General features: G+C 64.4%; 20 protein-coding genes. 12 read left to right on the top strand and 8 right to left on the bottom strand.

Annotated features, from left to right (window positions below; translation table 11 throughout):
• The first annotated feature begins 194 nt into the window (after nt 1-194).
• The 3 genes from HX851_RS37895 to HX851_RS37885 all read left to right on the top strand — a co-directional run bounded on the left by HX851_RS37895 (nt 195) and on the right by HX851_RS37885 (nt 2234).
• Nucleotides 195-803, top strand: a complete 609-nt coding sequence (locus HX851_RS37895; RefSeq protein WP_017126617.1) for a LemA family protein — start codon at nt 195-197, stop codon at nt 801-803.
• A gap of 70 nt (nt 804-873) precedes the next feature.
• A complete protein-coding gene (locus HX851_RS37890; protein ID WP_177057277.1) occupies nt 874-1584 on the top strand; it encodes a TPM domain-containing protein in 711 nt (236 codons plus the stop codon).
• A 32-nt stretch (nt 1585-1616) separates the two neighbouring features.
• The gene (locus HX851_RS37885) at nt 1617-2234 is read left to right on the top strand and encodes a TPM domain-containing protein (RefSeq protein ID WP_177057276.1); all 618 of its coding nucleotides are present in this window, start codon (nt 1617-1619) and stop codon (nt 2232-2234) included.
• On the opposite strand, the gene HX851_RS37880 is transcribed toward HX851_RS37885, so the two are convergent.
• Both HX851_RS37880 and HX851_RS37875 read right to left on the bottom strand, forming a co-directional pair.
• Nucleotides 2167-4428 carry a terpene synthase family protein gene (locus HX851_RS37880; protein WP_177064668.1) on the bottom strand — a complete coding sequence of 754 codons (2262 nt, stop codon included), beginning with the start codon at nt 4426-4428 and terminating at the stop codon, nt 2167-2169. The genes HX851_RS37885 and HX851_RS37880 overlap by 68 nt on opposite strands.
• Nucleotides 4429-4466: 38 nt before the next feature.
• Nucleotides 4467-5414: a family 2B encapsulin nanocompartment shell protein gene (locus tag HX851_RS37875; protein WP_177064670.1), complete on the bottom strand. Its 948-nt coding sequence runs from the start codon at nt 5412-5414 to the stop codon at nt 4467-4469.
• A 323-nt stretch (nt 5415-5737) separates the two neighbouring features.
• On the opposite strand from HX851_RS37875, the gene HX851_RS37870 reads away from it, so the two are divergent.
• Nucleotides 5738-6955: a class I SAM-dependent methyltransferase gene (locus HX851_RS37870; RefSeq protein WP_177064672.1), complete on the top strand. Its 1218-nt coding sequence runs from the start codon at nt 5738-5740 to the stop codon at nt 6953-6955.
• Here the strand turns inward: HX851_RS37870 and HX851_RS37865 are convergent.
• Nucleotides 6943-7854: a DMT family transporter gene (locus HX851_RS37865; protein WP_177057272.1), complete on the bottom strand. Its 912-nt coding sequence runs from the start codon at nt 7852-7854 to the stop codon at nt 6943-6945. The two genes, HX851_RS37870 and HX851_RS37865, sit on opposite strands and share 13 nt — an antisense overlap.
• A gap of 207 nt (nt 7855-8061) precedes the next feature.
• On the opposite strand from HX851_RS37865, the gene HX851_RS37860 reads away from it, so the two are divergent.
• Together HX851_RS37860 and HX851_RS37855 are read left to right on the top strand one after the other, a co-directional pair.
• Entirely contained in the window at nt 8062-8643 is a 582-nt protein-coding gene (locus HX851_RS37860) for a DJ-1/PfpI family protein (protein ID WP_017126609.1), read from the top strand.
• Nucleotides 8644-8657: 14 nt separating this feature from the next.
• A complete protein-coding gene (locus HX851_RS37855) occupies nt 8658-8966 on the top strand; it encodes a ribbon-helix-helix domain-containing protein (RefSeq protein WP_177057271.1) in 309 nt (102 codons plus the stop codon).
• Here the strand turns inward: HX851_RS37855 and HX851_RS37850 are convergent.
• From HX851_RS37850 to HX851_RS37830, 5 genes are all read right to left on the bottom strand, one after another.
• Nucleotides 8944-11514, bottom strand: a complete 2571-nt coding sequence (locus tag HX851_RS37850) for a TonB-dependent receptor (RefSeq protein WP_177064674.1) — start codon at nt 11512-11514, stop codon at nt 8944-8946. The genes HX851_RS37855 and HX851_RS37850 overlap by 23 nt on opposite strands.
• Nucleotides 11515-11631: 117 nt before the next feature.
• A complete protein-coding gene (locus tag HX851_RS37845; RefSeq protein WP_177064676.1) occupies nt 11632-12591 on the bottom strand; it encodes a FecR family protein in 960 nt (319 codons plus the stop codon).
• The gene (locus tag HX851_RS37840; RefSeq protein ID WP_177057268.1) at nt 12588-13127 is read right to left on the bottom strand and encodes an RNA polymerase sigma factor; all 540 of its coding nucleotides are present in this window, start codon (nt 13125-13127) and stop codon (nt 12588-12590) included. Before HX851_RS37840 ends, HX851_RS37845 begins: the two co-directional genes overlap by 4 nt.
• Nucleotides 13128-13349: 222 nt before the next feature.
• Nucleotides 13350-14933, bottom strand: coding sequence for a rhodanese homology domain-containing protein (locus HX851_RS37835; protein WP_177057267.1), 1584 nt, complete (start codon nt 14931-14933; stop codon nt 13350-13352).
• Nucleotides 14930-15565: a cysteine dioxygenase family protein gene (locus HX851_RS37830; protein WP_177057266.1), complete on the bottom strand. Its 636-nt coding sequence runs from the start codon at nt 15563-15565 to the stop codon at nt 14930-14932. Before HX851_RS37830 ends, HX851_RS37835 begins: the two co-directional genes overlap by 4 nt.
• 105 nt (nt 15566-15670) lie before the next feature.
• On the opposite strand from HX851_RS37830, the gene HX851_RS37825 reads away from it, so the two are divergent.
• The 6 genes from HX851_RS37825 (at nt 15671) to HX851_RS37800 (ending at nt 21315) form a co-directional block, all read left to right on the top strand.
• Nucleotides 15671-16564, top strand: coding sequence for a LysR family transcriptional regulator (locus HX851_RS37825; RefSeq protein ID WP_177057265.1), 894 nt, complete (start codon nt 15671-15673; stop codon nt 16562-16564).
• Between the two features lie 208 nt (nt 16565-16772).
• On the top strand, nt 16773-17600 hold the full coding sequence (locus HX851_RS37820) for an ABC transporter permease (RefSeq protein ID WP_177064678.1): 828 nt from the start codon (nt 16773-16775) through the stop codon (nt 17598-17600).
• Entirely contained in the window at nt 17597-18370 is a 774-nt protein-coding gene (locus HX851_RS37815) for an ABC transporter ATP-binding protein (RefSeq protein ID WP_177057263.1), read from the top strand. The genes HX851_RS37820 and HX851_RS37815 overlap by 4 nt, the downstream gene beginning before the upstream one ends.
• Nucleotides 18367-19572, top strand: coding sequence for an acyl-CoA dehydrogenase family protein (locus HX851_RS37810; RefSeq protein ID WP_177057262.1), 1206 nt, complete (start codon nt 18367-18369; stop codon nt 19570-19572). The genes HX851_RS37815 and HX851_RS37810 overlap by 4 nt, the downstream gene beginning before the upstream one ends.
• Nucleotides 19569-20507, top strand: a complete 939-nt coding sequence (locus HX851_RS37805) for a D-isomer specific 2-hydroxyacid dehydrogenase family protein (RefSeq protein ID WP_177057261.1) — start codon at nt 19569-19571, stop codon at nt 20505-20507. The genes HX851_RS37810 and HX851_RS37805 overlap by 4 nt, the downstream gene beginning before the upstream one ends.
• Nucleotides 20497-21315: a class II aldolase/adducin family protein gene (locus HX851_RS37800; RefSeq protein ID WP_368670250.1), complete on the top strand. Its 819-nt coding sequence runs from the start codon at nt 20497-20499 to the stop codon at nt 21313-21315. Before HX851_RS37805 ends, HX851_RS37800 begins: the two co-directional genes overlap by 11 nt.
• Nucleotides 21316-21317 lie beyond the last annotated feature (2 nt).

The raw sequence follows: 21317 nt of genomic DNA, 5'->3' as shown, positions 1-21317 counted from the left end.
GGCTGTTTAGTTATTGGGAGCGGCTATTTATGTGCCCATAAATCCAGCACACTTCTGAACTGTTTTTCGCGCTGGGCATCTTTTAGCTGATTGGCTTCATACATTCCAGTGGCAGCGGCGGATTATGCCTCAGCCCCCGGTGCGAAAAATCCTAGGATTTCTCCCTTTTTATCGTTTCAAGGAGCGTTTCGAGCATGCAGGCACAACCGGGCTTCCGTTCGAGCTGGAGATTCGCCGTCCTGGCCTTGCTGGCCACTTTGCTGGCCGGCTGCGGCATCAACAATATTCCCACCTACGACGAACAGGTGAAGGCCAACTGGGCCCAGGTGCAGAACCAGTACCAGCGACGTGCGGACCTGATCCCGAACCTGGTGGAAACGGTCAAGGGCTATGCGAAACAGGAGCAGGAAACCCTGACCGCGGTCATCGAGGCGCGCTCCAGGGCCACCTCGATCCAGGTCGACGCCAGCACCCTGGACAATCCCGAGAAGCTCAAGCAGTACCAGGAGGCCCAGGGCCAGCTGACCGGCGCCCTCAGCCGGCTGATGGTGGTCTCGGAGCGTTATCCTGACCTGAAGTCGAACCAGAACTTCCTCGCCCTGCAGTCCCAACTGGAAGGCACGGAAAACCGTATCAGCGTGGCGCGGCGTGACTTTATCCTCAGCGTGGAGAAGTACAACACCGAGATCCGCACCTTTCCCGGTCGTCTCTGGCACAGCCTGATGTACAGCGACCTGCCGCTGCGCCCGACCTTCGAAGCGACCGCCCAGGACGCCGACAAGGCGCCGCAGGTGAAGTTCTGATCACTCGATAGGCCTTGCCGCGCGGGTGCGTGGCAGGACTTATCCCTGCGTCATCACGGACGAGGTAGGCATGCGTATTTTCAAAGGTGCCCTGTGGCTGTTGCTCTGCGCGCTGGCACTGACGGCCAGGGCCGATTTGCAGTTTCCCGAACTGACCGGGCGTGTGGTCGATAACGCCCGGATAATCGACGCGCCGGTGCGCGAAAGCTTGAACCAGGCATTGCAGGCCCATGAAAAGGCCACGGGCGAGCAGGTGGTGGTGGTCACCTTGCCCAATCTGCAAGGCACCACCATCGAGGACTACGGCTACCAGTTGGGGCGTTATTGGGGAATCGGCCAGAAGGACCGCAACAACGGTGCACTGCTGATCGTCGCCCGCGACGAGCGCAAGGTGCGCATTGAAGTGGGTTATGGCCTGGAGGATCGCCTGACCGATGCCCGGTCCGCGCTGATCATCAACCAGTTGATCGTGCCGCAGTTCAAGCGCGGCCATGTGTCCAGCGGCATCAGTGCCGGGGTCGGCGCGATACTCGATGTGCTCGGCAGTCCTCCTGCGCAGAAAACCGAGTCGGCGGGGGATTTCGGTTCGCGGCACCCGGTATTGATCGGCTTCCTGATGGTTCTCTTCGTGCTGATCTGCGCGATCATGCAACTGATGGGCTATGGCCCCAGGGGCGGTGGCTCGGGAGGTATCGGCGGCAGTGGCGGCGGACGTTCCGGTGGTGGTTTCAGCGGTGGCGGCGGCAGTTTCGGTGGCGGCGGATCATCGGGCAGTTGGTAAAAAAACATAATAACGAGAGAGCATGCACAACCATGGCCTTACTCAGTGAATACGAACAACGCCAGGTCGCCGAAGCGATTGCGCGGGTCGAGCAGCAGACCGATGCGGAACTGGTGACGGTACTGGCCAGCCGCGCCGACGACTACGCCTATATCCCGCTGCTGTGGGCCAGCCTGTTGGCGCTGCTGGTACCGGGGATCGTCAACTTCGTTTTCGGCTGGCTCAACAGCCATACCCTGCTGGCGGTGCAGTGGAGCAGCTTTATCCTGCTGTGCCTGCTGTTTCGCATCCCGTCGATCACCAGCCGGATGATCCCCCGCTCGGTGCGGCACTGGCGGGCGTCGGGCCTGGCGCGGCGGCAGTTTCTCGAACAGAACCTGCACCACACCGTCGGCAGTACCGGCGTGCTGATCTTTGTCAGCGAGGCCGAGCGTTATGTGGAAATCCTGGTGGACGAGGGTATTTCCCGGCGGCTGGACAACAGTGCCTGGGACCCCATCGTCAAGGCGTTCACCGAGCAGGTCAGGCAGGGCCAGACCCTGGCGGGTTTTGTCACCTGCATCCAGTCCTGTGGCGAACTGCTCAGGACCCACGTACCGGTGACCCAGGTGCGCAACGAGTTGCCCAACCGCCTGGTGCTGCTGGGCTGATCTCCGACGACGCCGGCTTGAACGCCGGCGCGCGGGTGCGCATCCAGCCTGGCAGCGGCAGGTTGTAAGGCCGTGGGTCGCGGTAGCGGCTGACGGTCTGATGCCACTGCACGACGCCGGCGATATAGTCTTGCAGACGTTGTGCGTAGTCCAGGATCAGCCGGCGTCCGTCGGCATCCAGGCTGAACTCTTCGAAGAGCACCGGCAGTTCCAGGGCGACGATATGCTCGAACTGGCGGATACGTGCGTCCCTGAGTTGCCCGACCCGGTCCATGGCCGGTTGCAGATCGAGGTCGAGGAACTGCTGGAGGATCAGCACAAAATTGTTCAGCTCGCCTTCGACCTCGATTTCCTTGCGATAGGAGATGATGTCGTTGGTCAGGGTGACGCTGTCGACGGTGCAATGGATCAACTGGCGCAGCGGGCTGCTGCGGAAAATCTTCTCGTCGAGCTCGGGCCCCCGGGCCAGCAGGCTCAGGTAGGTCAGCCCGGTGGTCAGGTCGCCGCCGAAGGTGCGTCGCCGCATCTCGATGTAGTCGATCGGGTCGGGCAGGCGCAGGTTGAACTGGTTATCCAGTTCCCATAACCAGCTTTCGAGCATTTCCACGACGTAGCGGCGCAGTTCCCGCAACAGGCGGGCCGACATGTTCGGCGCGCTGAGCGACCACAGGCTGGCCAGTCCGGCTTCCAGCGGGTTGCCGGTCTGCAAGGGCGTCATGCCCGGCAGCGGCATGCACTGGCACAGGCGTCTCACCTGGGCCGTGGCCGCCCGCAGGTCGCGGTTGCGGCCGAAGACCGCGGGAAAGTAATCGTCGGCATAGGTGCCCCAGTTGAGCCAGCGCCCGGCCATGTCGACTTCCGCAAGCGGGGCATCGGGACACATCAGGGCGGCGCACAAGGCGGTGTCGGCGGCTTCGAAGCGGCGTTCGTCCCAGACGCCGAGCCCGGCGCGCGCATCGATGATGCCGACCTGCCTGGCCCATTCGCGCAAACCGTGGCGCGCGCTTTCCAGATGCGGACTGCAACGGACCTCGAACGGCATATGGACCGCCGGCAGTTGGCACGGGATCACCGTCCGGTGCAATGCATCGAGGCTGCGCCTAGGCCTGGCCCCGCCCGTGGCATGCCCGACCAGGCGAGTCGCGCTGGTGCCCAGGCCTGACGGTTTGCCGGGGACGAGTGCCGAGCGATGCGCCTTCATGTAGCGGCTGGAGCGCATGTGCCAGGCATGCCCGCCGGACTGCCAGTCCACCAGGCCCTTGGTGTAGACCAGCGTATCCGCGCGCTCCGCCTGGTCAAGGCCGAGGTCGTCGAACAGCCGGGGCAGGTCCAGCACCGCGGTTTTCTCGAAGTGTCGCAGGCGCGAGGTCAGCAGATCGTTGGTGATCCCGGCGGCTTTTTGCGTGTCGATGTCCAGGAAGCGTTCCGCCACCAGTACGCAGTTCGACAGTTCGCCTTCCTCCTGGACCTCGCGCTGGTAGGAGAACAGGTCGTTGCGCAGGTGCACGCCGTCGGCAAAAGTGTCGCGCAGCACCTGCATCGCTCTGGTCTCGGCGATCCGTGGTGGGACCGGCGTGCGGTTGGCGTGTTCGACGAGGGTGGCCGACCAGGGCGCGCCGCCGACCTTGCGGCGCATCTCCAGGTACTCGATGGGATTGGCGACCCGCCCTTCGTTGATATTCATCAACTCCCACATCGAGGCTTCCAGCAGGTCGTGGGTGTGTTCGCGAAAGCGCCTTATCCAGTCTTCGGGCATGCCCGGTAGGGTGCGCGGCCAGAGGTCGGCGAGCCCGCGCTCGACACCGTTGACCGGCAGTGGTGGGGACGCGGTGGCGACGGCGGGCATGAACTGCGCCAGGCGATCGAGATGCTGGCGGGCCGCCACACTGTCACGGTTGCGCTTGTAGGCTTCGAGAAAATGGTCGTCGAAGAAGAACACCCAGACATACCAGTCGGTAATCAGCTCCAGTTCCTGGCTGTCGCAGTCCGGATGGGTATAGGCGCACATCGTCGGATAGTCATGGGCGTCCAGTGCGGCCAGGTCCCAGATGACCGGCCCGTTGGCCACGGCGGGGCTGTCGAGCATGCCCATCTGCCGCGCCCAGGCGCGGGTGTGTCGCTGGGCACTGGCAGCATGGGGATTGAACCGTGCCCCGTAGGGCATGTAGAACTCGGGCAGGGCGAAGGGTTGCATCGACGGGCTCCTGTTCGGGAGGGCGTGAGGGGCCGGGATCAGTCGGTGTAGTGGCCGACCTCGACCCCTTCGAGCACACCCAGCGCATCGGGCAGCAGCACCGCCACCGAGTAATACGCGGTGACCAGGTAGGCGATCTGCGCACTGTCGTTGATGCCCATGAAACGCACCGACAGACTCGGCTGGTACTCGTCCGGCAGACCGGTCTGGTGCAGGCCGATGACCCCGCCATTGTCTTCCCCGGTGCGTACCGCGAGGATCGAGGTGGTCTTGTTCACGCCGTCCGACATCTTGGTGCAGGGCAGCAGCGGCACGCCACGCCAGCCCGGAACCCGATGGCCTTCGAGTTCGACGCTGTCCAGGGACAGGCCGCGCTGGCTGCATTGGCGGCCGAAGGCGGCGATGGCCTGGGGTGAGGCCAGCAGGAAATGGGTCTGCCGCCGCCGGCACAGCAGTTCATCCAGGTCATCGGGGGTTGGCGGTCCGCTGCGGGTGGCCAGGCGCTGGGACTCGGCGACATTGTGCAGCAGGCCGAATTCGTGGTTGTGCAGCAGTTCGCGCTCCTGGCGTTCACGGATCGCCTCGATGACCAGCCGCAACTGTTGTTCGGTCTGGTTCTGTGGGTCGTTGTAGAGGTCGGCGACGCGTACCGGAATCTGCAGGATGGTCTGGGTCGAACTGAGCGCGTACTCGCGCGGTGTCGGGTCGTAATCGGCGAAGGTCCGGGGCAGCGCCTGGCCTTCGGCGGCTCCGGAGGCCAGTTCGATCAGGGCCTCGGCGTACGGGTTGGTCGGGCCCTCGTGGTCGGCGAGCACCCGGCGCCGGGTGACCCGATAGACACCCCCGCTCGCCTGGACCCAGGGCAGCCGGTTCAACAGCCAACGGGTCGTGGTCTCCTGGCTTTGCGGAATCGATTTGGTGGTGGTCGACAGGGTACGCGCGGCGTTGCTGCTCAACGACGCAGGGGGCTGGACGGTTTTGCTCATGACGGACACCTGATCAGTTTTTTCTCAAAACCACTCAGTCAGCAGGTTTGCTGCCGGGGAAAATGCCGCGTCTGAAACTTGCGTAGCCCTTGCTGCTTCTGAGGTCGCTATCGGTTCGGTGGGCGAAAGCCATGAAGCGCCGAGCGTCCATGACCAGAAGCTGTTAATTCTAGTCGGTTCTGCGCAACGTCAAGTTGTCGCGGGGCGCCTGTGCCCGGGAATCGGATGAATGACGAAATAACCCCGTGCCCCGGCGTCCCATCCCGCCTAAAATGCCCGCCATTCCTCCGATCCGACTTCCGCACGCCCGAGGCGCTTTTTCCATGTCAGCTACTGCAACTCCAGCCCAGTCCGTGCCGGACCATCACGCCCGCTTTATCGAGTTGCTCGAAACCAGCCTGGCGCAAAACGCCTTTATCAAGCTGGTACTGGCCAGGTACGTGGGCACCGAGGCGGACCTGCAGCGGTTGATCATCAAGCAGCTGACGGTCAAGGACCAGCCGTGCCTGTCCTTTGTCTACCGCTACAAGACCCGCGATATCACCAAGAATTTCTCCCTGGCCGACGGTGTCGCGGCCATTGCCGGGTTATTGCCGGCGTCGTTCAAGAACGCCCACCTGCTGTCGCTGACCGATGAAGTGCAGCTCGAATACAGCAAGAAGGGCAAGAGCACCCTGTTCAAGGGCAAGACCCAGCAGGCGCGGGAGGTGCCGTCCAGCGAGCACAACCGGGAGAAGAACCGCTACCTGGAGCTCAGCCGGCCGTTCCTGACCGACCTCGGCGTGACCAACAGGCAGCACGAGTTGATCCCGGCCATGTCGCGCAAATGGAAGCAGATCAACAAGTTCATCGAAGTGTTTTCCCATGCCCTGGGCAGTTCACCGATCAGGCTGGACCAACCGGTGCGGGTGGCGGATTTCGGCTCGGGCAAGGGCTACCTGACCTTTGCCATCCATGACTACCTGTGCAACACCCTGGAAGCCGAAGGGCAGGTGACCGGTGTCGAGTTGCGTGAGGACATGGTGACCCTGTGCAACGCGGCCGCCGCACGCCTGGATCATCCGGGGCTGCTGTTCAAGTGCGGTGATGTGCGCAGTGTGGCACCGAGCGAGCTGGACGTGATGATCGCCCTGCATGCCTGCGATATCGCCACCGACTATGCGATCCACACGGGCATCCGTTCCGGCGCGGCGATCATCATGTGCTCGCCGTGCTGCCACAAGCAGATCCGCCTGCAGATCCAGAGCCCGGCGTTGCTCAAGCCGATGCTGCAATACGGCCTGCACCTGGGGCAGCAGGCGGAGATGGTCACCGACAGCCTGCGGGCGCTGTTCCTCGAAGCCTGCGGCTACGAGACCAAGGTCTTCGAGTTCATCTCCCTGGAGCACACCAACAAGAACAAGATGATCCTCGCGGTCAAGCGCGCCGAATCGCAGGATCCGGCGCCACTGCTGGCAAAAATCGAGGAACTCAAGGCGTTCTACGCCATCCGGGAGCACTGCCTGGAAACCCTGCTGCGGGCCGACGGCTACTTGAGCTGAACCCCCGGCGGCAGGCTGCCCGGTTGCGCCGGGCGGACACTGGTCCTGCGCCCGAGGATCACGGTGACGATCACGCCCCCGGCAAACAGCCAGGTAATCGGCTCGACGTGTTCGCCGAAGAACAGCGCTGAAAAGGCGATGGTGAAGAAAATCTGCAGCAGCTGGATCTGGCTGACCCGGGCGATACCGCCCAGGGCAAGTCCGGCGTACCAGGCAAAAAAGCCGAGGAACTGCGAAAACATCGCCACGTAGCCGAAGGCCCACCAGGCCTTGCTGGAAATGGGCCCCTGGTGTTGCCAGGCCAGGTACAGCACCGGGCCGATCAACACCGGCACCGACAGCACCAGCGCCCAGCAGATCACCTGCCAGCCCCCCATCTCCCGGGCCAGGCGCCCGCCTTCGGCATAACCGAGGCCGCCGACGGCGATCGCCCCGAGCATCAACAGGTCGCCGGCCTGGATACTGCCGGCGCCGCTGATCAAGGCATAACCCAGCACCAGCGCGCTGCCCAGGGCGGCGCAGGCCCAGAAGGCCCGTGACGGCCGTTCGTGAGACAACCAGGCTGCGTACAACGCCACGCACAAGGGTTGCAGGCCATTGACCAGGGCGCCGTGGGAGGCCGGCAGGGTCTGCATGGCCCAGGCCGAAAGCACCGGAAAACCGAGGATCACGCCGGCGATCACCAGCCACAGGCCCTTGAACTGGCTCCAGGTCGGCCACTTTTCCTTGCGCCACAGCAGCAGGGCCGCCGCCGGGATGGCCGCGACCAGGGCGCGGCCGAGGCCGTTGAGCAGCGGGTTGATTTCCTGCACCACGATACGGGTGAAGGGCAGGGTCAGGCTGAAGATCACCACGCCCAGCAGGCCGAGGAGCATGCCGGTGTTTTCACGGGAGGACATAAGTAGTAGGCCGGGAATTCAGGGAAACAGGAACTGTCATCTAGCCATAAAGGTCCGACGACGCGCTGTTACAGCTGGGCAGAAAGTTGTCCGTACAGTTTGTCGCCCCGTTGTGTTCGTAGTAGCCGGCGATTACCCGCCGGCGTGCAGAGGGTCTACCTTGACTACTCTTGTCTGCCCAAGCGTTCACCCAGAGGAGTTCACCCCATGGCCGCGAAAAAGATTCTGATGCTGGTCGGCGACTACGTCGAAGATTACGAAGTGATGGTGCCGTTCCAGGCCCTGCTGATGGTCGGTCACCAGGTGCATGCAGTGTGTCCGGACAAGATCGCCGGCCAGACCGTACGCACCGCGATCCACGACTTCGAGGGTGACCAGACCTACAGCGAGAAGCCCGGTCATCTGTTTGCCCTGAACTTCGATTTCGCCCAGGTCGATGCCGCCGACTACGATGGTTTGCTGATTCCCGGCGGCCGCGCGCCCGAGTACCTGCGCCTGAACGACAAGGTGCTGCAACTGGTACAGGCTTTCGACCAGGCTGGCAAACCGATCGCCGCGGTGTGCCATGGCGCGCAATTGCTGGCGGCGGCGGGTATCCTCGACGGTCGCGAGTGCAGTGCCTATCCGGCCTGTGCCCCGGAAGTGCGCCTGGCCGGCGGTCGCTACATCGATATCGAGGTGACCCAGGCCCATGTCCAGGGCAACCTGGCCACGGCCCCGGCCTGGCCGGCGCACCCGAGCTGGCTGGCGGCGTTCCTGGGCCTGCTGGGCACCAAAATCATCTTGTAAGCGAGGCTGCGGTCATGTGCGAGCTCTACGTCAAAGCCGATCCGATTCTCTACGAGTCGCGGTCCCGGTCGCTGCGCATCGGTGGTGTGGTCACTACCCTGCGCCTGGAGAACCAGTTCTGGGACATCCTCAGCGAGATCGCCGACGCGGAAGGTGTGACCACCAACCAGATGATCACCCGGCTCCACGAAGAAGTGATGGACTATCGCGGCGAGGTGGTGAATTTCGCCTCCTTCCTGCGGGTTGCCTGTACCCGTTACCTGAGTCAGCGCAGGGCCCAGGTAGCGGAACTGACGGTCCTCAGAAAAACCGCGTCAGGCTGACCTTGAGGTTGCGCCCCTCGCTGTAGGCGCGGTCGCCGCTCAGTTCCGGGCGATAGTTGCGGTTCATCAGGTTATCCACCGTGACGTTGACCTCGGTGCCCTTCAGGTAGCGCTGCTGCGGTTTCCACTGGGCGAACAGGCTCTGCACCACATAGCTGTCGTTCGCGTACTGGTCGTAGAAGGCGTCGCCGACACTGCTGCCCGGGCCGCTGCTGTACTTGTCGCTGGGCAGGCGGTCGGTCTTGCGCACATAGATGCCCTGCCAGCCGACCCGCGCATCCAGGCTCGGAATCTTGGTACCGAGCATCACCACCCACTTGGCCGGCGGAATATCCCGGGCCCAGACCGATGAGCCCCACGGGTTGGTGTAGGGGTTGTCGCGCTTGCCGGTGAGGTAGCTGTAGGACAACTGCCCGAATACATAAGCCGAGTCGTAGTAGCTTTCGACCTCGAAACCCTTGATGGTCATGCCACCGATATTGCGGTAGTTGGACATCGCGCCCGACGGGCAGGCGCTGCTGATGGTGCCGCCGTTGACCGCCTGGTTCTCGCAGCCGACCCCCGTGGCCTTGAAGATCTCGTCCTCGATCCGGTTGTGCAGGAACGTCGTGCGGACCATCAGGTCGTCGTTGTCCGACAGCAGCTTGGAGAAGTTGCTGATGGTGCCGAAGCGCAGCGCGGTGATGCGCTCGGGGTCAAGGTCGACACTGGTGGCGGTACGGCTGCCCAGTCCCTGGACTTCGTATTGTTCGTCGATCACCGGGGCGCGCCAGGTCTTGCTGTAGTTGGCGAACAGGCCCTGGGTCGGGGTCACTCGCCAGAAGGCCGCCAGACGTGGCGACCAGCCGGTGTAGGTGCGGTCGCTGTAGTCATGGCCGATGGCCGGATCGGGGTTCGAGTAGTAAGGCGCATCGTTGGCCTCGCCACGGTTGCGCACGTGGTCATAACGCAGTGACGGCGTCAGCGTGAAGTCCCCCAGGGTCACGGCATCCTCGATAAAGAAGGCATTGGCGTCGACCTTGCCGTGGGGCATGAAGGCTGGCTGGAAATGCCCGTAGTTGTACTTCGGTGTGTTGTAGGTATTGCCGGGCATCCACATCTCGGTTTCCCGGGCGTGCTTGCGGATCTGCACGCCGGCGGTCAGGGCGTGTTGCAGGACGCCGGTGTCGAACAGGCTGGTGTTCTTCACCTCCAGTTCACGGTCCTTGTACTCGGTGTCCATCTTGCGTCCACCGGTGGCCAGCTGGAAGAACGCGGTAGCGTCGCGCTCGTCGGTCTGGTCGGTGTCGGACTCGGAGTACTTCACCTGCAGGTCCACCCACGGGTTGTCCGAGGGCTTGTATTCATACTTGCCCGACCAGGTGGTGTCGACGGTGTCGCGGTCGGCGAGGAAGCGCTTGAGGGCACCTTCGTAACCGTACTGCTTGATGTTCGACGCGGTGGGCGGCGTCGGGTAGCTCTGCGATGAAAAGGGTGCCCAACGCTCGCTGTGGGAGCGCGAGTAGGACAGCTTGAGGGTCTGTTCGTCGGTGATGTTCAGGTTCAGCTTGAGCAGCATCGCGTCCAGGTCCTGGGCGCTGTTGGGCAGGCGCTTGGGATTGATCGGGTACTGGTTGTTGGGATCGGGCGGGGTGGCGGCCAGTTTCATGTCGCCGCCGTCACGCTGGGTCAGGAACACCAGGGCATCGGCCTTGCCGTCATCGGTGCGGCCATAGGCGGCGCCGCTGTAGGTCTGCTCGTGGTTGTTGCTGGCGTAGCCGTACTTGACCATGGCGCCGCTGTTGCGACCCTTTTCCAGCAGGTCCGGGGCGTCCTTGGTCTCCATATGCACGGTGCCGCCGAAGCCGCCGTTGCCGGTCTCCGGCGAGTGCGGGCCTTTTTCCACCTCGATGCTCTTGATCAGCTCCGGCTCGATGAAGATGGTGCCCTGCTGATAGCGTTCGAAGCTGCTCTTGGTGGCGCCATCGACGGTCAGCGGCACATCTTCGGCATCGCCCAGGCCCCAGATATTGATGGTCTGGCCACCGGGTTTCATCGAGCCGCCCATGCTGATGCCGGGCAGGGTACCGAGCAGCGCGGGAATGTTGCTGGGCTGGTTGCGCTCGATATCGTCCTGGGTCAGGGTCGAACGACCGACGGTGCTGGCGTTCACTTCCTTGCCGTCGCCGAGGATGCTCACCGCGCCCAACTGGATGGCGCTGTTGCCGGGAGCGGGTTCAGGCTCGAGCTCGATCTTGCGCACGACGAAGGTGTTGCCGACCTGGATCAGTTTGAAGCCGCCGTTCTTGAGCAGCAGGACAATGGCTTCCTGCGCGGTGAACCGACCTTCCAGCGCACGGGCCTGGGTGCTGCGCAACTGCTCCTCGTCGAACAGCAACTGGATGCGGGTCTTCTGTGCGACCTGGCTGAGGGACGTCGCCAGGGACTGGGCCGGCAGGTTCAGCATCACCGAGTCGGCGGCCGTGGCCTGGAGGCTGACGGTCAGGCAGGCGGCGATCAGTGTGGGACGGGAACAGGTGTGGAACAGCTCATGAGCAGCGCGAAACATTGAATCCCCCGATGTGGCCAAAGGCCAAAAAGGCGTTCGTTCAGAACGCAATCGGGGAGGAAGACGCGGCAGTGAAATAAAACCTCATGTGCGAATGAAAAATATTCGCAAATGAGGTTATTTGCGGTTTTCGATCCTGACTTCGCCGTCGTCCAGGCCCACGGTTTTCACCGGGATCAGGGCGGGCAGGGCGTTGAGCAGGGCATCGGGGTCCTTGGCATCGAGACTGCCGGACACCTTGTAGTGCGCCAGCGGGCCGTCGGCCAGTTGCACCGGCTTGCTGCGGTAGAGATTCAGTTCGTCGATCAGGCTGGCCAGTTCGCGGTTGCGAAAGGTCAGGTGGCCGCTGCGCCAGTCGGCGACCTCTTCGGCGCTCAGCGCCTGTTGCTGCACGGTGCCTTTGGCATAGTCGTAGATCCCGCGCTGGCGGGCTTCGAGCAGGGTGGCGTTGTTCGGATCGCCCTCGGGCTCGAAGGCGACCTGGCCATGGGCGACGCTGACCACCAGTTGCTTCTGGCCGCGGCGCACATCGAATGCGGTGCCGACTACGCGCACCCGGGCATTGCCGGCGTGCACCCAGAGCGGGCGTTCCTTGTCGGCGGCGACCTCCAGGTACAACTGGCCCTGGTCCAGGTAGATATCCCGTTGCAGGGCGCGGAAATTGATACGCAGGCGGGTGTTGGCATTCACGTATAGGGTGCTGCCGTCCGGCAGCTTCAGGGTACGGGTGCCTTCGGCATGGGCCGCGACCTGATGACGGTAGGGCGTGTTCGGCGCACCGAGGCTGCTGGTCAATACGGCACAGACCAGCGCGGCCGCCACGGCCAGGGCCGGACGCCAGGGGCTGGTGCGGCGTGGCGCCAGCGGCACCGGCTTGTTCAACTGCTGGAGTTCGGCGAGGTCGGCCCACAGTGCTTCGAATTCGGCATAGGCCCTGGCGTGGGCAGGGGTTGCCCGCCACGCCTCGAAGGCCTTGTCGGCGGCCTGGTCCTGCTCGTTGCGATTGCGCGCAAACCAGCTGGCGGCCTGGGCGTCGATGCTGTTCTCATCGAACTCGATATCGGTGACGCGGGTCATTCTGGCTGCTCCTTGCCATGGTCCTGATCCAGTCGCTGCTTGCAGTGCAGCAAGGCAAAGGCGATATGTTTTTCCACCATGCTGACGGAAATCCCCATGCGTTCAGCGATCCGGGCCTGGCTAAGGCCCTCGAAACGGGCAAGCATAAGGGCTTCTCGGCGCCGAGGCGAGAGTTCGCCGAGTACCTGTTTCAGCTGTTCGAGTCGTTGCAGGCGCTGGGTGGCCGCCAACGGATCATTGCGGTCGTCGCTCACGGGCTCCTGCTCCGGGTCGCTTTGTTCGCTGTGCACCGCTTGCCGGACCTTCTGCTTGCGCCAGTGATCGCGCAGCAGATTGCGTGCCATCTGGAACAGGAAGGCCCGTGGCTGCTCGACCTTGGCCTGGTGGTCGTAGTCCAGCCACTGGGTGAAGACGTCCTGGGTCATGTCCGCCGCGTCGCTGGCGTTGTCCGTGCGTTTGCGCAGGAAATGCAGGATATCCGCATAGAACCCGCGAAAGGTTTCAGCCGACAGGGGGTCGGGCTTGGGACGAGACATGGGGATCCTTCACGACTTCGGGTGGTAACGGGAGATGTCGTGAATGATATCGAGAATTATTGCTATTTGTCTCGTTTGAAATAAACCTGGGGCCGATCGTTCCCACGCTCTGCGTGGGCATGCAGCCCGTGACGCTCTGCGTCACCTTGAAGCGGACGCGGAGCGTCCGGTGAGGCATTCCCACGCGGAGCGTGGGAACGATCGGGTGGTGGTGGTGGTGGGTCAGATCACAAAGAAACCGTGGGTCCCGTCCCGCCCCAGTTGCGCCACCAGGCCGTATTCCCAGTCCAGGTAACCCTGCATGGCTTCACGCGGATTGTCGGTGCCTTCATAAGGGCGACGATAACGGTCGATACGCGGCGAGGCCAGACGTTGTTCACCGGCTTCCACCGGCAGACCGGCGGCGATCCAGGCCGCCGTGCCCCCGGCCAGCAGGAACACGGGCCGGGCGGTCAGTGCCTGGACCTGGGCGACGGCGTAACCGGCCAGCAGGCTGCTGCCGCAGGTCAGTACATAGCGTTGCGCCGCGGGAATCCGTTTCAGCGCCTCGGCCAGTTGGCTGCGCAATGCCCACCAGGCGCCGGGGATATGCCGTTGCACATGGTTGGCACTGGCGGTGAAATCCAGCACCTGGGTGCCGGGCTCCCGTAACCAGCCGGCCAGGGTCGCGGCATCCACCGTCGGCGCTTCGGGGCGGGGCGGCAATGGTGCCTGCCAGGGACCTGATTCACTGAAGTCGGTCGGCACCAGGCCGTCCAGCACCTTCACCTGCCAACCCATCTGTGCCAGCCACGAAGCGCTCATGTTGGCCCGCACGCCATCGTCGTCCACCAGCACCAGCCGGGCACCGCGGACGCTGGCGAAGTGATCGGTCTCCTGCACCAGTTGCCCACCCGGGGTGGAGCGGGCGCCAGGCAGGTGACCGACCTCGAATTCTTCCGGGGTGCGCACATCGAACAGGTAGGTGGTGCGCCCATGTTCGGCTTGCCATTGACGCAATTCGGCGAGGCTGGTCCGACCGACATCGGCACGATCGGCCACGGCGCGGGCCGATTGCCGGGCGGCCTGGTGGTTGTCCGTGCCGACTTCGGCAAAACGTCGCGCCTGCCCGTGCTCCAGCGCCTGGCCGGCCAGGGTCCAGCCGATGGTACCGTTGCGCAGGGCGGCGACCGGGTTGGCAATCCCCGCGTTGACCAGCGACTGGGTGCCGATGATGCTGCGGGTGCGCCCGGCGCAATTGACGATAACCCGGGTGCCGGGATCGGGCGCCAGCTCGCGGATCCGCAGGACCAGTTCGGCACCGGGTACGCTGATGCCGCCAGGGATGCTCATGGTCTGGTATTCGTCGAAGCGCCGGGCGTCGAGTACCACCAGGTCGACCTCGGCATCCAGCAGGGCCTGGACCTCTTCGGCGGCCAGCGATGGCGTATGGCGCTCGGATTCCACCAGTTCGCCGAACGACTTGCTCGGCACGTTGACGTCCTTGAACAGTTCGCCGCCGTCCTCCTGCCAGCCGGCCAGCCCACCGTCGAGCAGGGCGACATCGCTGTAGCCCAGGTTGCGCAGCACCTCGGCGGCCCGCGACGCCAGGCCTTCGCCGTTGTCATAGAGCGTCACCGGGGTGTTGCGACGGGGAATCCGCGCGTAAGCCTCCAGTTCCAGTTTCGACAGCGCGATATTGGCCGCGAACAGCGGGTGGGACTCGGCAAACGGCGCTTCTTCGCGCACATCGAGCAAGGCCAGTTCCTCGCGGGCGAGCAGGGCCTGGCGAATATCCTGGTAACGGCGGGTACGGGGTTCGGTCATTGCGGGGGCTCCTTCGACAGGTCCCAGAGGTTAGGTAGCAGGCTGTTGGAGTAGCCGGAGATAAAGCTTTTTTCACCGCCGTCGAGGCTGTACACCGCGCGTTTCACCGCGCCGATATTGCCGCCGTAGACATGGACACTGATGGACACCCGGTCGTCGAACGCATTGGACACCCGATGGATATCACCGATACGTGGCGACACCGCCTCGACCTGGCCCGGTTCGAGGCGGATCGCCGTGCCCGCTTCCCGCAGGCTGCCGTCGGTGTCGCGGGTGAAGCCCTGGGAATATTCGGCGCCGCGCAGCATGCCGATCAGGCCCCAGACCCTATGATCGTGGATCGGCGTCTGCTGCCCCGGTCCCCAGACAAAACTGACGATGGAAAACTGCTGGCGCGAATCGGCGTGCAACAGGAACTGCTGGTAGCGCTGAGGATCGGGTCGGGCGAAGTCCTCGGGCAGCCAGTCGTCGTGCTCGACCAACTGCCGCAGGAGCCGGCTGCCGTGTTCCAGCAGGTGCGGCTCGTCGGGTTGAGCGGCCAGCAGATCGGCCAGTTGCTGGATGAACCGGCGCAATCGCCCCAGGTTCGGCGTCGGTTGCGTTGAAGCAATGCTCTGGACTTGCTGGGGCATGAGCGCCCTCCGTGGACAGTCAGTCACGATGTGAACTACACGAGTGAGCTAAAAGGTATTATTCTTTCCAGACATTTTTCCAGTTATTTATTATGCGAATAAAGAATGAAGATAGATGATATCAATGCATTCGTGGCGGTAATCCGTTGCCAGACCATCAGCCAGGCCGCCGATTCGCTGCAACTGACCCAGCCGGCCATCACCCGGCGCGTACAGAACTTCGAGGAAGCGCTGGGGGTGGAACTGCTGGATCGCAACACCAAGCCGCTGAAACCCACCAGCATGGGCCTGCGGGTCTACGGTCAGTGCCTGGAGGTGCTGCGTACCATCGATGCCTTGAGCGAACTGGTGGCCAACGATGGTGCGCCGAGCGGTGCCCTGCGTATCGGTGTGCCACAGACCATCGGCGATGTGGTGCTGCTCGATGCCCTGAGTCACCTGAAAAACCGCTACCCGCAACTGCAGACCTCGGTCGCCACGGGCTGGGGCAGCCATTTGCTGGGCAAGGTCGAGAACGGCGAGCTGGATGTGGTGGCGGCGCTGTTTCCGGCGGGCAAGGTGTTTCCCGAGGGCGTGGTCGGGCGTTCCCTGGGCAGCATGAACCTGGTGGTGGTCGCGGCGAAGGGCGAGGTCACCCGACGTGCCTACAAGCTGGCCGATCTCTACCAGCGCGGCTGGGTGCTCAACCCCGACGGCTGCGGCTTCCGCGCTGGCCTGCAGCGGGCCTTGAGCGCGCAGGGGTTGTCGTTGCAGATCAACCTGGAAACCTTTGGCACCGAACTGCAACTGGGGCTGATCGCCAATGGCCTGGGCTACGGCCTGGTGCCGTCGCCGTTGCTGGAGAACAGCAGCCATCGGGACAAGCTGGAGATCGTGCCGGTGACGGACTTCAAGCCGGTGATCGACCTGTGGCTGATCCACCCGCGTTTCCTCGGCAACCTGCAGGAGCCGGTGAGCGTGTTTGGCGAGATGGTGGCGCAGCGGGTGGGTAAATCTTGAAGGCTGAGGCACCGAACAGACTACGGCAATCGATGTGGCGAGCGGGCAAGCCCGCTCGCCACAGGGGATGATAAAAAGGTGTTGTTTGCATAATAATAATTTTGATAAATGCAATTTTTGTATATTAGATTAGAACCAAAGCGAATTTCACGGACGTTTTTTATGTAGTTAGCATGGTCCTCCACGCGCTACAGAACAGGACGTCAGCATGCCCGCGCAAGACCTTGTTTCCCCACGATCCGGACTGCGGGCCCTTGTCCTCTGGCAGGGTTGGCATGAACTGGCGGTACGCCTGATCAGTCCGCTGGTGCTGTTGCTCCTCTGGGAGCTGGCCTCGCGCACGGGGTGGCTGCCGACCCGGATCATCGCCGCGCCGAGCACCATCGGCGGTACCCTCTGGCAAATGCTCGGCAGCGGCGAACTCGGTCGTCACCTCTGGGTGTCCCTGCAACGGGCGCTGGGCGGGCTGGCTATCGGCATCAGCATCGGCACCGTGCTGGCCTTGCTTTCCGGCCTGTCCCGTCGCGGCGAGCTGGTGATCGACTCGCCCGTGCAGATGCTGCGCACCTTGCCTTTTCTCGCCATCGTGCCGCTGTTCATCCTCTGGTTCGGGGTCGGCGAGACACCCAAGATCGCCCTGATTGCCCTGGGCACCACGTTTCCTGTCTACCTCACGCTGTTCTCCGGCATCCGCAGCCTCGATCCCAAGTTGCTGGAAGCGGCGACCTTGCTCGGCCTGTCCCGCCGGGAGCGGATCTGGCACGTGATCCTGCCCGGTGCCTTGCCGGCGTTTTTCGTCGGCCTGCGTTATGCCTTCGGCCTGAGCTGGCTGGGCCTGGTGGTGGTCGAGCAGATCAACGCCAGCGCCGGTATCGGTTACCTGGTCAATGATGCCCGGGACTTCATGCGTACCGATGTGATCGTGATCTGCCTGCTGATCTACAGCGTGCTGGGCCTGGGCATCGACAGCCTGGTGCGTTTGCTGGAGCGCTTCGCCCTGGCCTGGCGCCCGTCCTTTATCAGGAACAGACCATGACTCTGCCCCTTTCACGTTCCCCGCGCCCGGCCGTCGAGTGCCGCCAGGTCAGCCGCCGTTTCGCTGGCCAGGCGGTTCTCGATGGCCTCGACCTGGACATCGCCCCCGGTGAGTTCGTCGCCCTGCTCGGCAGCAGCGGCTCGGGCAAGACCACCTTGCTCCGTGCCCTGGCCGGCCTGGACCGGATCGACGAAGGCCGGTTGACGGTACCCGAGCCGCTGGCGGCGGTGTTTCAGGAGCCGCGGTTGATGCCGTGGAAACGTGCCTGGCGCAATGTCGCCCTCGGCCTGCGCGGTGAGGAACCCAGGGCCCGGGCGCTGGCGGCGCTCGCCGAAGTGGGCTTGGCCCATCGGGTCGACGCCTGGCCGCACACCTTGTCCGGCGGCGAAGCCCAGCGCGTGGCGCTGGCCCGGGCGCTGGTCCGCGAACCGCAACTGTTGCTGCTCGACGAGCCGTTCGCCGCCCTCGATGCGCTGACGCGGATTCGCATGCACCAGTTGATCATCGACCTGTGGCGGGTACACGAACCGGCGGTGCTGCTGGTGACCCACGATGTCGACGAGGCGGTATTGCTGGCCGACAGGGTGGTAGTCCTGGCCAACGGGCGCATCGCCGAACAGATTCCGATCCGCCTGCCGCGTCCGCGCCAGGTGGCCAACCCGGCCTTCCACAACCTGCGTGCGCGGTTGCTGGAACGGCTCGGGGTCGAACAACCTCCGGCCGTCGAAGACGGTCGCCTTCACTTCCTCAGCAGGATCGCCCACCGATGAGCCTGACCACCGTGCAATCGCCTCCCATCACCGCCGGACAGCGCCCGGACCTGGATTCTCCGGCATTCGCCGACCTGCTGGAACAGCTCAGCGAGGAGTTCGCCGGCACCGCGGCCTATTACGACAAGCACAGCGAATTCCCCCACGCCAACCTGCATCGCCTGCATGAGCATGGCCTGCTGGCGCTGACGGTACCGCGATTTCTCGGCGGCAGCGAAGCGACCCTGGCCCAGGCGCGGCGGGTGATCGGCGCGGTGGCCCGGGGCGAACCTTCGACCGCGCTGGTGCTGGTGATGCAATACCTCCAGCACACCCGCCTGCAAGGCAACCAGGCCTGGCCCCGCCACCTGCGGGTGCAGCTGGCCCGTGAAGCGGTGGAGCAGGGCGCGCTGATCAATGCCCTGCGGGTCGAACCGGACCTCGGTACTCCGGCCCGGGGCGGCCTGCCCGGTACCGTGGCGCGGCGGGTCGAAGGCGGTTGGCGACTCGATGGCCGCAAGATCTACTCCACCGGTATCCCGGGCCTGACCTGGCTGTCGGTCTGGGCCCGCAGCGATGAGTCCGAACCGCGGGTCGGCACCTGGCTGGTGCACCGCGATACCCCGGGCATCCGTATCGAGGAGACCTGGGATCACCTGGGCATGCGCGCTACGGGCAGCCACGATGTGGTGTTCGAGGATGTCTTCGTCGCCAGTGAGTTCGCCGTGGATATCCAGCCCGCCGGTGTGCCGCGCCCTTCCGAGCTGGACAGCAGTGGCGTGCTCTGGCTGGCGGTGCTGTTGTCGTCGATCTATGACGGCGTGGCACGCTCGGCGCGGGACTGGCTGGTGACCTGGCTCGCCGAACGGACCCCGGCCAACCTCGGCGCCCCCCTGTCGAGCCTGCCGCGTTTCCATGAGTTGATCGGTCGCATCGATTCGTTGTTGCTGACCAACCGCGTGCTGCTCGATGCCGCCGCCGAAGGACGGATCGCCGCGAGTGAAGCGACCCAGATCAAGTACCTGGTCACCGGCAACGCCATCAGTGCCGTGGAACTGGGTATCGAAGCCATCGGCAATCCCGGCCTGGCTCGGGGCAATCCGCTTGAGCGGCATTACCGCGATGTGTTGTGCAGCCGCATTCATACCCCGCAGAACGATGCGATTCTTGCCGCGGTCGGGCGGGCTGCGTTTGCCTTGCCGGCCCGTGGAGGCCAGGTGTGAGCGGCGTACGCATCGCCAGTCAGCTGGACGCCGATTTCAATGCCCGCTTGCGCGCCCGGGGCGTGGACGTGCTGGAGCTGCCGCGCGGGCTGCCCCGCGATCTGCCGGCGGATATCCGGGTGCTGCTGGCGGCGCCCCATGCCGAATTTCATGCTGCGCCACAAGCGCCTCCGGGCTGGCCGTTCGGCCTGCGTTTCGTGCAACTGGTGACGTCCGGTCTCGACTATTTTCCTCGCTGGCTGTTCGACAGCTTGCCCGTGGCGAGTGCCCGTGGGGTGACCGCCGAGAGCATCGCCGAGTTTGCCCTGGCGGCGATCTTCGGCGCGGCCAAGCAGTTGCCGGATGTCTGGATCAGGGACGCGGCGCACTGGCAGCAACGCCCGCTGGCCTCGGTGGCCGGCGCTACCCTGGGGCTGTTCGGTTTCGGCAGCATCGCCCAGGCATTGGCCCCGAAGGCACTGGCTTTGGGGATGGAGGTGCTGGCGCTGCGGCGTTCGGCGGCGCCTTTCGAGGTTCCCGGCGTGCAGGCGGTGGCCGATCTGCACGAGCTGTTCGGCCGTGCCGATCATCTACTGCTGGCGGTACCGCTGACCGCCCGGACACACAGGATCATCGACCGCGATGTCCTTGGTTCGGCCAAGCCGGGGTTGCACCTGATCAATATCGCCCGTGGCGCCTTGCTCGACCAGGAGGCCTTGCTGGAGGCGCTGGAGCGCGGGCAACTGAGCCTGGCCAGTCTCGATGTCAGCGACCCCGAACCGCTGCCCGAGGGCCATGGCTTCTATGGGCATCCGCGTATCCGCCTGTCACCGCATACCAGCGCCAACTCACCCCGGGTCTACCTGAATCTTGCCCGCTTGTTGTTGCGCAACCTGGAGCGGGACGCCATGGGCCTGCCCCTGGAAAACCGCGTGGAGGTCGAACGTGGCTATTGAATCGCCCAGACAGGCGCCGCGTGTCTATGGTTTGCCCCGGGACGGCCAGACGGTGTTTCGCTGGGAGCATCCGCCACAGCAACCGACCTTCGAACTGGAACGACTGCAACGCAAGAAGAGTCTGGCGGCGGCGTTCAGGGTCTTTGCCTGGCTCGGCTTCGACATGGGTGGGGCCGGGCATATCACCGTGCGCGATCCCGAGCGCCACGATCATTTCTGGGTCAATCCGGTGGGGGTGTATTTCGGCCATATCCGCATGTCCGACCTGCTGCTGGTCGATCCCCACGGCGCGGTCGTCGAAGGCGAGGGTGCCCTGAACCTGGCGGCTTTCGCCATTCATGCGGCCTTGCACGAAGCCCGGCCGGATGTGGTGGCGGCGGCCCATGCCCACTCGCTGCACGGCAAGGCCTGGTCGAGCCTGGGCCGCCTGCTCGACCCGCTGACCCAGGACGCCTGTGCCTTCTACGAAAAGCATGCGCTGTTCGACAGCTTTTCCGGCGTGGTGCTGGAGAGCCGCGAAGGCGCGCGGATCGCCCGCACGCTGGGCCGGCACAAGGCGTTGATCCTGCAGAACCACGGCCTGCTGACGGTGGGGGAGACGGTCGAGGCGGCGGTCTGGCGCTTTATCGCCATGGACAACGCCGCCCATGCCCAGTTACTGGCCGAAGCCGCCGGCACGCCACGGCTGATTCCGCCGGAGGTAGCGCGCCACACCGCGCGTCAGGTCGGTACCGAGTTTGGTGGCTGGTTCAGTTTTCAACCTTATTGGGATCGGGTTCTGCGTAGCGAACCGGATGCCTTTCTGTGACA

Origin of the sequence: Pseudomonas gingeri, assembly GCF_013385635.1 — a bacterium.
GTDB lineage: Bacteria > Pseudomonadota > Gammaproteobacteria > Pseudomonadales > Pseudomonadaceae > Aquipseudomonas > Aquipseudomonas gingeri_A.
This window is presented reverse-complemented; position numbering and strand designations above follow the sequence as displayed.

Excerpts from the sequence above, each read along its gene's own strand:
- HX851_RS37855 (WP_177057271.1), top strand. The coding sequence starts at position 8,658 with ATGTGCGAGCTCTACGTCAAAGCCGATCCGATTCTCTACGAGTCGCGG.
- HX851_RS37865 (WP_177057272.1), bottom strand. The coding sequence starts at position 7,854 with ATGTCCTCCCGTGAAAACACCGGCATGCTCCTCGGCCTGCTGGGCGTG.
- HX851_RS37860 (WP_017126609.1), top strand. The coding sequence starts at position 8,062 with ATGGCCGCGAAAAAGATTCTGATGCTGGTCGGCGACTACGTCGAAGAT.
- HX851_RS37840 (WP_177057268.1), bottom strand. The coding sequence starts at position 13,127 with ATGTCTCGTCCCAAGCCCGACCCCCTGTCGGCTGAAACCTTTCGCGGG.
- HX851_RS37820 (WP_177064678.1), top strand. The coding sequence starts at position 16,773 with ATGCCCGCGCAAGACCTTGTTTCCCCACGATCCGGACTGCGGGCCCTT.
- HX851_RS37880 (WP_177064668.1), bottom strand. The coding sequence starts at position 4,428 with ATGCAACCCTTCGCCCTGCCCGAGTTCTACATGCCCTACGGGGCACGG.
- HX851_RS37895 (WP_017126617.1), top strand. The coding sequence starts at position 195 with ATGCAGGCACAACCGGGCTTCCGTTCGAGCTGGAGATTCGCCGTCCTG.
- HX851_RS37890 (WP_177057277.1), top strand. The coding sequence starts at position 874 with ATGCGTATTTTCAAAGGTGCCCTGTGGCTGTTGCTCTGCGCGCTGGCA.
- HX851_RS37885 (WP_177057276.1), top strand. The coding sequence starts at position 1,617 with ATGGCCTTACTCAGTGAATACGAACAACGCCAGGTCGCCGAAGCGATT.
- HX851_RS37835 (WP_177057267.1), bottom strand. The coding sequence starts at position 14,933 with ATGACCGAACCCCGTACCCGCCGTTACCAGGATATTCGCCAGGCCCTG.
- HX851_RS37845 (WP_177064676.1), bottom strand. The coding sequence starts at position 12,591 with ATGACCCGCGTCACCGATATCGAGTTCGATGAGAACAGCATCGACGCC.
- HX851_RS37875 (WP_177064670.1), bottom strand. The coding sequence starts at position 5,414 with ATGAGCAAAACCGTCCAGCCCCCTGCGTCGTTGAGCAGCAACGCCGCG.
- HX851_RS37810 (WP_177057262.1), top strand. The coding sequence starts at position 18,367 with ATGAGCCTGACCACCGTGCAATCGCCTCCCATCACCGCCGGACAGCGC.
- HX851_RS37825 (WP_177057265.1), top strand. The coding sequence starts at position 15,671 with ATGAAGATAGATGATATCAATGCATTCGTGGCGGTAATCCGTTGCCAG.
- HX851_RS37830 (WP_177057266.1), bottom strand. The coding sequence starts at position 15,565 with ATGCCCCAGCAAGTCCAGAGCATTGCTTCAACGCAACCGACGCCGAAC.
- HX851_RS37870 (WP_177064672.1), top strand. The coding sequence starts at position 5,738 with ATGTCAGCTACTGCAACTCCAGCCCAGTCCGTGCCGGACCATCACGCC.
- HX851_RS37815 (WP_177057263.1), top strand. The coding sequence starts at position 17,597 with ATGACTCTGCCCCTTTCACGTTCCCCGCGCCCGGCCGTCGAGTGCCGC.
- HX851_RS37850 (WP_177064674.1), bottom strand. The coding sequence starts at position 11,514 with ATGTTTCGCGCTGCTCATGAGCTGTTCCACACCTGTTCCCGTCCCACA.